The organism is Paenibacillus pini JCM 16418 (assembly GCF_000576305.1).
Classification (GTDB): Bacteria; Bacillota; Bacilli; order Paenibacillales; family Paenibacillaceae; genus Paenibacillus_AQ; species Paenibacillus_AQ pini.
The window spans coordinates 353,097-366,607 of the sequence record NZ_BAVZ01000002.1 but is presented as its reverse complement, the minus strand read 5'-3'; the positions used below and the strand labels follow the sequence as shown (position 1 = coordinate 366,607).

At 42.5% G+C, this 13,511-nt stretch carries 14 protein-coding genes and 1 other annotated feature; of the genes, 1 reads left to right on the top strand and 13 read right to left on the bottom strand.

Going from position 1 to position 13,511, the window contains the following annotated elements; all coding sequences use genetic code 11:
* Nucleotides 1-150 precede the first annotated feature (150 nt).
* Entirely contained in the window at nt 151-882 is a 732-nt protein-coding gene (locus JCM16418_RS04965; protein ID WP_036646744.1) for a TraR/DksA C4-type zinc finger protein, read from the top strand.
* 8 nt (nt 883-890) lie between these two features.
* On the opposite strand, the gene JCM16418_RS04960 is transcribed toward JCM16418_RS04965, so the two are convergent.
* The 13 genes from JCM16418_RS04960 to ftsZ form a co-directional block, all read right to left on the bottom strand.
* Complete coding sequence (locus tag JCM16418_RS04960; RefSeq protein ID WP_052020055.1) at nt 891-1,220, bottom strand: DUF5665 domain-containing protein; 330 nt, start codon at nt 1,218-1,220, stop codon at nt 891-893.
* A gap of 163 nt (nt 1,221-1,383) precedes the next feature.
* The gene (gene ileS, locus JCM16418_RS04955; RefSeq protein WP_036646736.1) at nt 1,384-4,476 is read right to left on the bottom strand and encodes an isoleucine--tRNA ligase; all 3,093 of its coding nucleotides are present in this window, start codon (nt 4,474-4,476) and stop codon (nt 1,384-1,386) included.
* 54 nt (nt 4,477-4,530) lie between these two features.
* Nucleotides 4,531-4,822, bottom strand: a binding site (T-box leader).
* Between the two features lie 68 nt (nt 4,823-4,890).
* Nucleotides 4,891-5,430: a DivIVA domain-containing protein gene (locus JCM16418_RS04950; protein WP_036646734.1), complete on the bottom strand. Its 540-nt coding sequence runs from the start codon at nt 5,428-5,430 to the stop codon at nt 4,891-4,893.
* 241 nt (nt 5,431-5,671) lie between these two features.
* Nucleotides 5,672-6,454 carry a YlmH family RNA-binding protein gene (locus tag JCM16418_RS04945; RefSeq protein WP_036646732.1) on the bottom strand — a complete coding sequence of 261 codons (783 nt, stop codon included), beginning with the start codon at nt 6,452-6,454 and terminating at the stop codon, nt 5,672-5,674.
* Between the two features lie 6 nt (nt 6,455-6,460).
* A complete protein-coding gene (locus tag JCM16418_RS04940; RefSeq protein WP_036646731.1) occupies nt 6,461-6,736 on the bottom strand; it encodes a YggT family protein in 276 nt (91 codons plus the stop codon).
* Nucleotides 6,737-6,740: 4 nt separating this feature from the next.
* The gene (locus JCM16418_RS04935; RefSeq protein WP_036646727.1) at nt 6,741-7,190 is read right to left on the bottom strand and encodes a cell division protein SepF; all 450 of its coding nucleotides are present in this window, start codon (nt 7,188-7,190) and stop codon (nt 6,741-6,743) included.
* Nucleotides 7,187-7,882 (bottom strand): YggS family pyridoxal phosphate-dependent enzyme, encoded by a 696-nt coding sequence (locus JCM16418_RS04930; protein WP_036646725.1) that lies wholly within the window; start codon nt 7,880-7,882, stop codon nt 7,187-7,189. Before JCM16418_RS04930 ends, JCM16418_RS04935 begins: the two co-directional genes overlap by 4 nt.
* A gap of 7 nt (nt 7,883-7,889) precedes the next feature.
* The gene (gene pgeF / locus JCM16418_RS04925; RefSeq protein ID WP_036646723.1) at nt 7,890-8,756 is read right to left on the bottom strand and encodes a peptidoglycan editing factor PgeF; all 867 of its coding nucleotides are present in this window, start codon (nt 8,754-8,756) and stop codon (nt 7,890-7,892) included.
* Nucleotides 8,757-8,865: 109 nt separating this feature from the next.
* Complete coding sequence (locus tag JCM16418_RS04920; protein WP_036646721.1) at nt 8,866-9,189, bottom strand: YlmC/YmxH family sporulation protein; 324 nt, start codon at nt 9,187-9,189, stop codon at nt 8,866-8,868.
* Nucleotides 9,190-9,373: 184 nt separating this feature from the next.
* Complete coding sequence (sigG, locus tag JCM16418_RS04915; RefSeq protein WP_036646718.1) at nt 9,374-10,156, bottom strand: RNA polymerase sporulation sigma factor SigG; 783 nt, start codon at nt 10,154-10,156, stop codon at nt 9,374-9,376.
* Nucleotides 10,157-10,235: 79 nt separating this feature from the next.
* A complete protein-coding gene (gene sigE, locus JCM16418_RS04910) occupies nt 10,236-10,958 on the bottom strand; it encodes an RNA polymerase sporulation sigma factor SigE (RefSeq protein ID WP_036646715.1) in 723 nt (240 codons plus the stop codon).
* A 169-nt stretch (nt 10,959-11,127) separates the two neighbouring features.
* Nucleotides 11,128-12,105 carry a sigma-E processing peptidase SpoIIGA gene (gene spoIIGA, locus JCM16418_RS04905; RefSeq protein WP_036646714.1) on the bottom strand — a complete coding sequence of 326 codons (978 nt, stop codon included), beginning with the start codon at nt 12,103-12,105 and terminating at the stop codon, nt 11,128-11,130.
* Between the two features lie 256 nt (nt 12,106-12,361).
* Nucleotides 12,362-13,492, bottom strand: coding sequence for a cell division protein FtsZ (gene ftsZ / locus JCM16418_RS04900; protein WP_036646713.1), 1,131 nt, complete (start codon nt 13,490-13,492; stop codon nt 12,362-12,364).
* Between the last annotated feature and the right edge of the window lie 19 nt (nt 13,493-13,511).

Here is a 13,511-nt window from a genome sequence, read left to right as displayed (position 1 = left end):
GACTCGTATATTGTAGCACAGCCCGTCCAAAATCGTCCATAAACGGCCAAGCACGAGAGAAAATTTCCCTTAGGTAAAATCATACGGTTTAGAGCAATCTAGAAAGAATGAAAAAGCGAATTAACCGCTATAGGAAAAGGGGTCTTCCTTATGGATTATCATCTTACACCACATCAATTAAAGAAACTACGCAGAGAATTAGAGCAAGAGAAGCATGACATCGAATTAAAAGATGAACAGAATGATCATTACGGTCTCGATGAATCGATGCGCGATGAAACGGGTGAACTGTCCCAAATTGATAATCATCCGGCAGATGTAGCCACTGAGCTATACGACCGCGAACTTGATCTGAGCTTACAAGACCATGACGACAACACCATATTCCATATTAACGGTGCGTTAGAGAGAATGAAGAGCGGAACATATGGTATTTGCCAAATCTGCGGTCAACCGATCCCTTATGAAAGGCTTGAAGCTGTGCCATCCACCGCTTTTTGTAAGGATCATTCTCCCAAGAATGACGTTTCTGATTACCGTCCTGTAGAGGAAGAATTTCTGATGCCTCCATTTGGCAGAACAAGTATGGACGAACATGATGATCAAAATGGATTTGATGGTGAAGATACATGGCAAATTGTCGAGAACTTCGGTACATCTAATAGCCCTGCTATGGCTGAAGGTTCTGACATCCAGAGTTATGATGAAATGGAAATCGAAGCTTACGACGAGTTAGAAGGCTGTGTTGAGCCATTTGAAAGCTTCGTTGCCACCGATATTACTGGGAACGATGTAACTGTTATTCACAATCGACAATATGAACGATATATGGAGCAAGGCGAGGGTGTGAACGTATTTGAGTCATCTGAGAATGATGATTGACATTTTATTTAATGAATCTCCAGCTGACGCTGTACAATCCTAACAATATCTGCGATATAGTCACCTATAATAGGTAAGTTCAGTGCTCCGAGTAATTGCAGCAGATAAATAATAGTTGCCGCAAAAATGGTAAATCCAACAGCTATCCCTACACCACGTGCCGCTCCTGACATCAGGTTAAGTCCAATCAGACGCCAAGGACGATGCAATAACTCCGTGTAATCGGCAATACGGGATTTTTCCATTGTATCGGATATATGGAGGGCTAGTTTATATATTTTATCGAGTTTTTGATCCTCAGGCGCATCTTTATCATATTTATTCTCTCCGACCATCATGTTCACTCCTTAACTCGGGATACAAAGCATATACAATTTACTCCTGATAAAAGAAACGAGCCAAGGTATGAGCAGGAATTATTCCTGCTCAGCACCTGAGGCTCGTTTTTCCTATATATGCTATTATATGCCGAAGGAGCAGCCATTAAACTTCATTCACTGATTATTCGGCAATATGAATTCCTAGAGTCTTACCAGCCAAATCCACTTCTTCCATCGTAGCTTCTTTGCCGAAGATAACATCTGTTACAAGTACATTCTCTCTGAGTACATGATCGAATGATGTAATCGCTTGTGTGAGTTCTTCATCCGCATGAAGCACCAATGTAATACGTTTCTCGATCGGTAAATCGAGTTTTTTACGATAATCCTGCACGGCACGCACAACTTCACGTACCCAGCCTTCTTGTTCGAGTTCTGGTGTGATTTCAGTATTGAGTGCTACCGTTAGACCATATCCAGATGCAGAAGCAAATCCTTCCTTCGCCTGCTTCTCTACGAGCAGTTCTTCTGCTGTAATTTGAAGCTCCTCACCTTCAGGTGAAGTGACGTTTACCTGCCCTGTCTGTACCGTATGACGCGTCTCTTCTGGAGTCATATTTTTGAGGAACCCTTGCAAGAAGCCGATGTTTTTACCGTATTTCTTACCAGCTACCTTCAAATTCATCTTCAACGTGAAATCTACAAAACCACTATCACTTGTCTCGATAACAATTTGTTTCACATTGATTTCTTCTTTAATGATATCTTCGTACTCAGCCAGATCAAAGCTACGATTCATAGAAACAATGAGCTCAGACAATGGTTGACGAGTTTTGATACTCGTTTCGTTACGAACATTACGCGCCAATTCTACGATTTGACGTGCTGATTCCATATCCGCTTCTAATTCTTTATCGATCAGCGTTTCATCCGCTTGTGGGAAGTCTTCAAGATGTATGCTTTCTCCATCACTCAGATTCAAGTAGATATCTTCTGACAGGAGTGGTGTATATGGTGCCATTAGCTTCGCAACCGTTAGCAATACATGCGTAAGTGTTCCATATGCAGCAAGTTTGTCTTCCCCAAGACCACTTCCCCAGAAACGATCACGTGAACGACGGATATACCAGTTACTAAGCTCATCGATAAATCCTTCAATAGCCTTAGCTGAATTCAAGAAATCATTAACAGCCAGCCCTTTATCAACTAACACAATTAAGCTGTTCAAACGAGATAGAATCCAGCGATCCAGTTTGTTTTCAGATGGTTTGTAAGCATGTTCCGCTGGGTTATATCCATCAATGTTAGCATACAGCGTCAAGAATGCATGAGTATTCACCAACGTATCAATGACCTTCGATTTCGCTTCCCCTACGATACCTTTCGAAAAGCGTTTGCTATTCCAAGGTGCACTATCAGCAAGCAGTGCCCAGCGGAATGCATCTGTTCCGTACTCATTGATGATTTCCCAAGGATCAATGACATTCCCTTTAGATTTAGACATCTTCTGACCGTTCTCATCGAGTATGTGACCCGTCGCAATAACCGCTTTGTATGGAGCAACACCTTTGAAAAGAGTAGATACGGCTAAAAGACTATAGAACCAGCCGCGTGTCTGGTCAATTCCTTCGCAAATCATGTCCGCTGGGAATTGATCCTCGAACGCCTTTTCGTTCTCAAAAGGATAATGATGCTGTGCAAATGGCATTGAACCACTATCAAACCATACATCGATTACTTCAGATGTACGTTCCATCACGCCACCTTCACAATGTGGACAACGTACTTTCACTTCATCTACGTAAGGTTTATGCAGCTCTAGATCGTCACTAATCTCGCCAACCGCTTGAGCTTTTAGCTCAGCGAAACTATGTGGGGAGAACTGTTCATTACATGAACCGCAGACCCATACATTCAGTGGTGTTCCCCAGTAGCGGTTACGGCTGATGTTCCAGTCCACAAGCTCTTCCAAGAACTTACCGAAGCGTCCTTCACGAATATGTCCTGGGAACCATTCGACTCCGTTGTTGTTAGCAATCAACTGATCTTTAACAGCCGTAGTCTCGATGAACCAGCTTTCCATTGCATAGTACAATAGTGGTGATTTACAGCGCCAGCAAAATGGATAGCTGTGCTCATATTTTTCTTTGCTGTATAGAAGTCCTTTTTCAGAAAGGATCTTCACAATATCAAGGTCACAATCTTTCACAAAACGTCCTGCCAAGTCTGTTACTTCATCGGTATAGCGTCCTTGAGCATTTACGACACTCACGAAGCTTATCCCTTGTTCACGGCATGTCTTATAGTCATCTTCACCATGTGCTGGAGCCATGTGTACGATACCGGTACCACTTGAATCCGTAACAAATGAAGCACCTACGATCAAGTTACCTTTTTCCGGTTTCACATAAGTGAATGGAGGTGTATAGGTTTTACCTACAAATTCAGATCCTTTGTGAGTAGATAAAATCGTATGCTCGCCCTTCATTACATTTTCAACGAGGTTCTTAGCAACGATATATACTCCATCGTCCTGTTGCACACGGACATAGTCCATATCTGGATTCATAGCCAGTGCAACGTGCGCAGGAAGTGTCCAAGGTGTTGTCGTCCAAGCAAGCACATAATCGCCACTGTCATCCAGCTTAAACTTAGCTGTTGCACTCAGGTCTTTAACATCTTCATATCCTTGTGCTACTTCGTGTGAACTTAGCGTCGTTTGGCAACATGGACAATACGGGCTCACGCGGTGACCGCGATACAGAAGACCTTTCTCATGGATCGTAGCAAGAATATTCCAAACACTCTCGATATAATTATTTTCAAGTGTGATATATGGATTATCCAGATCCGTCCAATATCCAATTGCTTCAGTCAGTTCTCTCCACTGCTTCTCGTACTCGAATACACTGTTCTTACATTTCTTAATGAACTCTTCAACACCGTATTTCTCGATTTCTTGCTTACCCGAGATACCAAGCTGCTTCTCTACGCCAAGCTCTACCGGTAGTCCATGGGTATCCCAGCCCGCTTTACGGACTACACGATAACCCTTCATCGTCTGGTAACGACCGATAAAGTCTTTGATTACTCGTCCGAGTACATGTCCGATATGTGGTGCACCATTAGCTGTTGGAGGTCCCTCATAAAATACGTAGTTCGGCTTACCCTCACGGTTTTCAATCGATCTGCGGAATGTATTTTCTTCATTCCATTTCTGCAGAATGCGTTCGTCTCTTGTACGCGCTTTTTCTTTAACATCTACCTTTTGCATGGCCAACAACCTCTCTAATACACGTAGTAAAAAAACAAAAATAAGCCTCATCCCCAAAGGGACGAGACTTTTGCTCGCGTAACCACCCTAATTCCGTCCGAACCTGATACTTACTGAAATACTCAGTAAGCCTCATGAAGCATGACGACTCCTCAAGTCCATACTGTAATGAAGTATGGAGCCGATGTAACGTTCGGCGCAACGGTTCAGCTTACACACATCAAATGACGTTTCAGCTTCACTTCTCCAGGAGGATCTTCGGTTCAGGTCTGAACATTGGCTCTCAGCAAACGCCAACTCTCTGATGAACATATCCCAAACTTACTCTTCCCATCATTGAATGTATAACAATATTACTTCAGATATGAGTATAGTTATAGCCTTTTTCCAATGAAAAGTCAACCAGTCTAACGTCTAATAAACTTCATTAGCTTCGCGGTTTTCATAAGAATCACGAGATTCCCTTGCCTCACGGCTGCTCTCTCTGATCTCGCGAGCTTCTAACGTTTCCCATCCATCTTGACTGAGTAGCTCGAGCTGAGCTTCAACCAGGGTACGGAAGCGAGTGCGGTAAATAGAAGCTTGCTTCTTCAGTTCTTCTACTTCCATTGCAATTTTACGTGATTTAGACAACGATTCGTTAATAATTCTGTCAGCATTCTTCTCTGACTCTTTAATGATAAGCTGAGCTTCCTTCTTAGCGTTGGCTTTCACTTCATCAGCAGCTTCTTGAGCTACAATAATCGTCTTCGACAGACTTTCTTCAATATTAACAAAATGATTCAGCCGCTCCTGCAGCGTAGTCATTTGATTATGAAGCTCCTTGTTCTCACGGATTACACTTTCATAATCTTTAATAACCTGGTCCAAGAATTCATTCACTTCATCTTCATCATAACCACGGATTCGGCGGCCAAACTCTTTGTTATGTATATCGAGTGGTGTTAATGGCATTGATGCGCACCTCCTAAGAATTTCAGGCTTCCCTGTGATCGTATACCGAAATCATGCGAAGGAGTACCTTCTGTTTACTGTGCAAAAATAAGCCCGAGTGTTTGCCTAATATCATTCCACAATGTAATGACCGATATCCTAGATACGTATCTACTTTACTTGGTATATCGGTCAAAAAATTTTTAGGATTAGTTTACTTGAATATTTCATTCGACAATAAGAATGTAATTCCTGCTAGGAACTACACAAATTTGCCTATTTTAATGCGTTGTCTTTGTTTTTTTGTCATTCCGCCTACTTCAAGAACCTTAAACCGCCCAAAACCCTGCATAGATACCATATCCCCTTCTTTTAAGGAAGAAGATGGATCCTCTTCAACTTTCCAATTCACTCTGCATCGCCCTGCTCGGATCGGAACAAGAACTTTACTGCGACTTAAGCGGAAGACATCTCCAGTGATAGCATCTAAACGCAAAGAGGCGACCGTAATCTCCATCTGCTCCAGTGAAACCTGGTGAGTTCGCAGGGAGTCCAGCGCCAGAATCTCGCTCTGCACATGAATACGGTGCACCTGATTTAGATTTATATCCAGAAATGTACTAATATCTTCACATACAAGGGTGTGACAGCCGTTATCGAGTACATGAATATCACCTATCTTGGATCTTTTAATACCCAAACCAAGAATGGATCCCATATAATCCCCATGCTCAAGAGACAAAAATTTCTGTTCACCAGAGTAGATACTCAGCACTTTGATCCCCATATCTTCTTCGCTTAAATCGCGGTAGTCTGGGGCAATAAGTGCCCTGCATCGCTCGGCAGTATCGTATCCCCCATCCAGTCTTAATTGCACATCTGGATGCCGATTAACTAGCGTCTGGACGATAAAGGCCTGCCGAGGATCTAAGAAATCAGTAAGTTTAGTCTCATGATATGTTCCCGCATTTACAATCCATTCCCAAGCCCTATCAACAAACTCACGTTCATCTTGGTGAAAATGATTATAGATATCCTGCTTCATTCTAACTTAAGCCCCAAAAGCCATGCTAATGATAAATAACAGTCCTTGCATTGCGAATTGCAATACGAACAAGGCAACGATCGGGGAGATATCCAGCATACCGAAGATTGGCGGGATAATCCGGCGGAATGGGGATAGGTAAGGCTCAACCAGCTTAGCAAGCAGTTCACCAATAAAGCTCTCACGTAAATTCGGCAGCCAGGACATTAAGGTATAGATAATAATCATGTAAAAATAAATGTCAAACAATATACTTATAATTCGGTAGATTTCGTACAAGATCGGCTCACCTCATTCTATTGTTGTATTCATGTTCTTCAGCCAATATTTCCGAAATAGCACCTTGAATTTCAACGGTATCCGGCGTACAGAGAAAGATATTGCCTCCAATTTTGGAAATACCACCACCTAAAGCATACACGGTTCCACTTAAAAAATCGATCACACGCAGCGCTTGGTCTGTACGTACACGTTGCAAATTTACAACAACAGTTCGGTGCGAACGTAAATGATCTGCAATGGCTTGGGCTTCGTCATACGAATGTGGTTCATGCAAAATAACCTTTACATTCTTCTGCGAATGGATACTCACGACATTGTTAGGTCTAGCATTTTTACGTGCTTCATTAAATTGAGGGGCTTCTAATTCTTCTTCCTCAGCCAATTGTTCACGTTCAACAATTTCTTCCTGCTCCTGCAATCCCAAAAAAGACATGAATTTGTTCATCACGCTCATGATTCCTCCTCCTCTTTACCAACCAATACGGAGCCTAAACGAATCCATGTTGCTCCTTCTTCCACTGCCACTTCAAAATCATTAGACATACCCATAGAGAGCTCAGTCATAGGTTCATTCGTAACAGCTTGTTGATTTAAATTCTCCATCAGCTCACGTAAAGCTCGAAATACTGGACGTGTATCCTCAGCTTCAGCTTCAAACGGCGCCATAGTCATCAAACCAACGACCCTAATATGGGAGAAATCACGTATTTGCTTGAGAAAGGGTGCAGTTTGTTCCGGTGTTAATCCGTATTTCGTATCTTCTCCAGAAATATTAACCTGTACAAAGGTTTTTATTTCCAAATTGTGCGCAGCGCCCGCCTTCTCCAACTCTTTTGCTAAAGAAAGACGATCCAAAGAATGTATATATTCAAATTTAGAGACAACATCCTTAACCTTGTTTGTCTGAAGATGCCCGATAAAATGCCAAATCCCTTGCTGACCCAGTGCATTCCACTTCTCTTCAGCGTTCTGCCAGCGGTTCTCACCAACATGCTCAAGTCCTTGCTTCAGAACCTGCGCTGTCATTTGTGTAGAAACATATTTCGTAACCGCGATCACATTAACATTGTCCGGCGCTCTCTTGCTGCGCTGACACGCTGCTTCAACACGATGCTTAACTTCCTTTATTCGTTCTTCCAGCGTCAAGGAAGATTCACCTCTCTTTTAACCCGATCCAACTAGCCATTCGTCCTGTTGTCCCACCATCTTTGCGATAGGAGAAATAAATATCATTACGACAGCTTGTACACCATGATGTACATTCGATATGCGTCGGCAAAATTCCTGCTTTAATCATAATCTGTCGATTTATTTCTTTCAAGTCCAGCATCGTTTTCCCGTTGTCTTTACTTATGTATCCCTGACTCAACAAATCGAGATCTTTATGTTTATTACCCTCAAACTCTCTCTCTAAATCGTGAATATATGTCATGACTTTATCGTCCACTTCATAACAACAAGATCCAATGGAAGGTCCTATTGCCGAATGAATACTCCGAACCTCACAGCCAAACTCAGATTGCATACGTTCGACCATTCGATTCGCAATTTGCGCGACCGTTCCCTTCCAACCTGCATGTGCGAGTCCAACGACCTGCTTCACAGGATCAAAGAAATATAGAGGAACACAATCCGCATAAAATGAAGTAAGCAGCACCCCCGGGACTTGAGTGAGTAATCCGTCAGTATCCTGAATTGCGGTCTCTCTGTTCAGCCGCCCTCGGCCGATGTCTTCGTGTGTGACCACTGTAATATGGGATCCGTGAACCTGTTCACCACATGTCCATGAATCAAGTGTAAATCCAAGAGATACTGCGACCTTAGATCGGTTAGCAATAACATCTTCCGGCTTATCTCCGACATGAAAGGCACAGTTCAATGATTGATAAGGCCAGCTACTTATACCGCCTCCTCGACCCGTAAATCCAGCAACTAGTCTGTTCGACTCCTTGATCCAAGGCTGTAGCATATATAATTCAGGCTGTTGTTGATTGGGTTGATGTAAAACAAATGGTTCCATTTTCTTCACCTCTATAAACAGTTTACCATAACAAGCCACGTTATACCGCTACCCAGCATTTACACTATAGCAAATCACTGTTAGTCGCATATGTGAATGGCATCATAGGTCAAATTTCACGAAATGTCCGTCGATCTGCTCGTTCAGGGCGTTCAAGGTATCCAGTTTCTTTTTCTTCTGCTGTATTGATCGTTGCTTTAAGATCTTCTATTTTTACGAGCACCACATCTGAACCTATTTTAACAATGTTACGCCAAGGGATGATCAAGTCACTTCCACCACCAAAAATCCCTCTGAGCTTACTATAACTAGGAACAACAATAGCATCAATCCGCCCTTGGCGCAGGTCTAGCTCCAAATCACTGATTTGTCCTAGTCTCTTTCCATCTACGATATTGATCACATCTTTTGTTTGAAAATCCGAAATTTTCATGATTTCCCCACCATCCGGTTTACTAAATTCAGTTCGAGAAGTACAAACGAATCCGTCCCTTATGATTAATATATGTAGGTACTGGGCAAAATGCCTTATTTATTTCAATCTCGTTAAGTTTACATCATATAAAAGGCGATCCTTATAAAAAGGATCGCCTGATTGGTACACCGTACCTGGAAAATTACGATTTTACATGTTTTTGCATTTGCTGGATGGCTGATTTTTCTAAGCGAGATACTTGCGCCTGAGAAATACCGATTTCATCGGCAACTTCCATTTGGGTCTTACCCTCAAAGAAACGCATGGACAAGATCATTTTTTCCCGCTGTCCCAAACGCTGCATTGCGTCACGCAGTGCGATTTCTTCAATCCAAGCCACATCTTTGTTCTTATCGTCGCTAATTTGATCCATTACAAATATCGGATCACCGCCATCATGATAAATGGGCTCAAATAGAGACACAGGGTCTTGAATGGCATCCAATGCAAATACAACATCTTCTTTCGGCACATTGAGCACTTCTGAAATTTCAAAAATGGTTGGTTCTCTGGAATTCTGATTCGTTAACGTATCACGAACTTGCAGTGCTTTATAAGCAATGTCCCGCAATGAACGTGATACGCGAATTGGGTTGTTATCTCTTAAGTACCTGCGGATTTCGCCAATGATCATCGGCACCGCATAGGTAGAAAATTTAACATTTTGCGACAAATCAAAATTATCAATGGCTTTCATAAGTCCAATACAGCCTACCTGAAACAGATCGTCGACAAATTCCCCCCGATTATTAAAACGCTGAATGACACTAAGGACCAGTCTGAGATTGCCATTTACCAGCTTTTCTCTCGCTGGTCTTTCATTATTTTGTTGAAGAGAATGGAATAATTCCCGCATTTCTGCATTTGTCAGAACGGGTAATTTTGCAGTATCCACTCCGCAGATTTCGACTTTGTTTCGGGTCATGATGATTTACCTCCCAAGGAGAAACATTAATGTACATTATCTCCCTGAGGGCTCATTTTATTCCTAACGATTCCATCCTCTAGACCATCTTATTGAATTCCTTGCGCAAACGCTTGATAATTCGCTTCTCTAGTCTCGAAATATAAGATTGTGAAATTCCGAGCATATCTGCCACATCTTTTTGAGTCTTCTCTTCACCATCTTGGAGACCAAAACGTAGTTCCATGATAATACGCTCTCGCTCTGTCAGTTTATCCAAAGCTTTATGCAGTAACTTACGGTCTACCTGCTCTTCGATATTACGATAGATGGTGTCATTTTCCGTACCCAATACATCGGAGAGAAGCAATTCATTGCCGTCCCAATCAATATTAAGTGGCTCATCAAAAGAAACCTCACTGCGAATTTTACTATTTCGGCGCAAATACATAAGGATCTCGTTCTCAATGCATCGCGAAGCATACGTGGCAAGCTTAATTTTTTTCTCCGGATCAAACGTATTTACAGCTTTAATCAATCCGATCGCTCCGATAGACACTAGATCCTCAATATTAATTCCTGTGTTCTCAAATTTACGGGCAATATAGACCACCAGACGTAGATTTCGCTCTATTAGCATCGCGCGAATAGCCGCATCACCCGTAGTCAGGCGCTGTAATAAATATTCCTCCTCTTCCCGCGTTAACGGTGGAGGCAGCGCTTCACTCCCGCCTATGTAGTAAATCTCCTCACTTTTAAGTCCAAACAAAAATAGCATTCTGTAATACTGCAACTGCATCACAAGTCTCCATTTAACGAGCATCTCTCGTCCTCCTAAAAGCTTCCCGAAGGGAAGCTATCTTCGTAAGCATCATCTTGGCTTCCCAAAGGGAAGCTATCTTCGTAAGCATCATCTTAGTTTTCCAAGGGAAAACTATCTTCATTAATACAGACTAGCTTCCGTATGTGGAAACCACTTTAGCAAACTTGTTCTATGAATGTGTATGAGTCGTTTGTGCCACTGATAGAGGAGAGGAACTATCTGTCTCCTGCCTATCCTGTATTAAATCAGGATGAATAATCGCTTGATACGTTCGTTCATGGGACAGTTGCCCTCCATCAAGTCCAATCAATACTCTCGTAGCTTGGCTCACCTGATCACCTATGCGAATTTCCACCACATCGGGCTTAATGGCAAGCATAAATGCAACATCCCGGTTAACACCACGGTAAGGAACGAGCCGTAATCGATCTTGCCATTCAAAATCGGTGCCATCGAGTTCAAGCACCAGTTTGTCCGGTTCTCCCCCAGCCAATCTCCCTTTCCATGATGGAGGGAGTCGATCTTCCCAAAGGGATGCCTCCATAATCATAACTGGTATTCTGGTCAGCGGATCGTTCAGCTGATTCCCTGTATCAAGTAGTCCTTTGCAACTCACCGAATAATCCCCGATTTGTACTTTTACCTCTCCAATATAGGTATGTCTATTTTCGAGTGTGCGGCGTGTGGACTGCACCAACTTAAACCACAGCAATATGACAAAAACCAAAATGAACGTAAACCAGAAACCAATCTTCAGTTCAAATGAAAGCCCGCCGGATGCTGTAAACCAAATACCACTGAATATCTCTCCCGAATTTTGTAACAGATAGTGAATACCAATAATTCCTCCGGCTGCCGCAAAATTAATCATATAAAAAGCTCCCATGTTGCGGATGTAATGCTGAAGACTTCCAAAACCAAAAGCAACCCAAAGCATAATCAAAGACAAACCGATCTTAAGCATAAAGGTATACATGAATGAAAGCTGCGGCACAAACATCATCACAACGTATAATGCACCTATGGCAGCGGAAGTGATCAATCTCCACCAAGAAGGCCTCTGTTTACGCATCCAAGCCGTAAGCCACAATAGTGCGCCATCAATTAGCAGGTTAGTGATGAAGATAAGATCAATATATACAACCAGTTGTTCTCACCTGCCCGACTCTTGTGTAATCCTCTTGCACACACCGTGTAGAAGCTTACGTATCTTTTGTTTTTTGGGAGATGTGTTTAGTATAAAAAGAATGAAATTCAAAGTCTGTCAAAATGGGGAGGGAATACTCAACTTTTTTTGTCGAGTTCCGTTACTTTATCATGGAAGTTTCAATTCATAGAGGCAGATATATAGAAAAAGCCTGTCATTCGCAAGAATGACAGGCTTGATATTAAACAAAGCTATGCTATTCGTTATTTTGACGTGAACGGTTGCGCAAGAATGTCGGAATATCCAACTGGTCGTTACTTGGCTGATTGCCAAAAGGACGCAGGTTGTTATTATTATTTCGATTGTCCGTTGCTGCAGCCGGTTCACTAGGTGGAGTACCCGGTTTACGAATAGGAGCATGTTGTTGAACTTTACGATGCTCAAATCCGGTTGCAATAACCGTAACCTTGATTTCATCCTTCATATTCTCTTCGATAATGGCACCAAAGATCATATTTACTTCTGGATCAGAAGCCGAGGTTACAATTTCAGCAGCTTCATTGACTTCATATAGCGACAGATTCGTTCCGCCGGTAATATTCATAATGACGCCAAGAGCTCCCTCAATTGAAGTTTCAAGTAATGGACTCATAATGGCTTTACGAGCAGCCTCAGCAGCTCGATTCTCACCTGTTGCCATACCGATTCCCATAAGTGCTGATCCACGTTCAGTCATAATCGTCTTCACATCTGCAAAGTCAAGGTTAATTAGACCCGGAACAGCGATCAAATCAGAAATACCTTGTACAGCTTGACGAAGAACATTATCTGCTTCGCGGAAAGCTTCGAGCATTGGCGTCTTCTTATCCACAATTTCTAATAGACGATCATTAGGGATAACAATAAGAGTATCGACTTTTTCTTTAAGTCCTTCAATACCCAGCTCTGCTTGTAATGAGCGCTTACGGCCTTCAAAAGTAAACGGACGCGTTACAACACCAACTGTAAGCGCACCGCACTCCTTAGCAATTTCAGCGATTACAGGAGCAGCACCCGTACCGGTTCCGCCTCCCATACCAGCTGTAACAAATACCATATCTGCACCCTTAAGGGTATTCATGATCAATTCACGGGATTCTTCTGCCGCTTTCTTACCCACATCAGGGTTAGCGCCGGCTCCAAGTCCACGAGTTAATTTATCACCAATTTGTAGCTTGTGTTCCGATTTGGCCATATGCAAAGCTTGAGCGTCGGTATTCACCGTAATGAATTCTACGCCTTGTACGCCATTTTCAATCATACGGTTGACTGCATTGCTTCCGCCGCCGCCCACCCCTATTACCTTTATCTGCGCCAAGCTTTCCATTTCAAAATCAAATTCCAACATATTTCCCCATCTCCCCCTC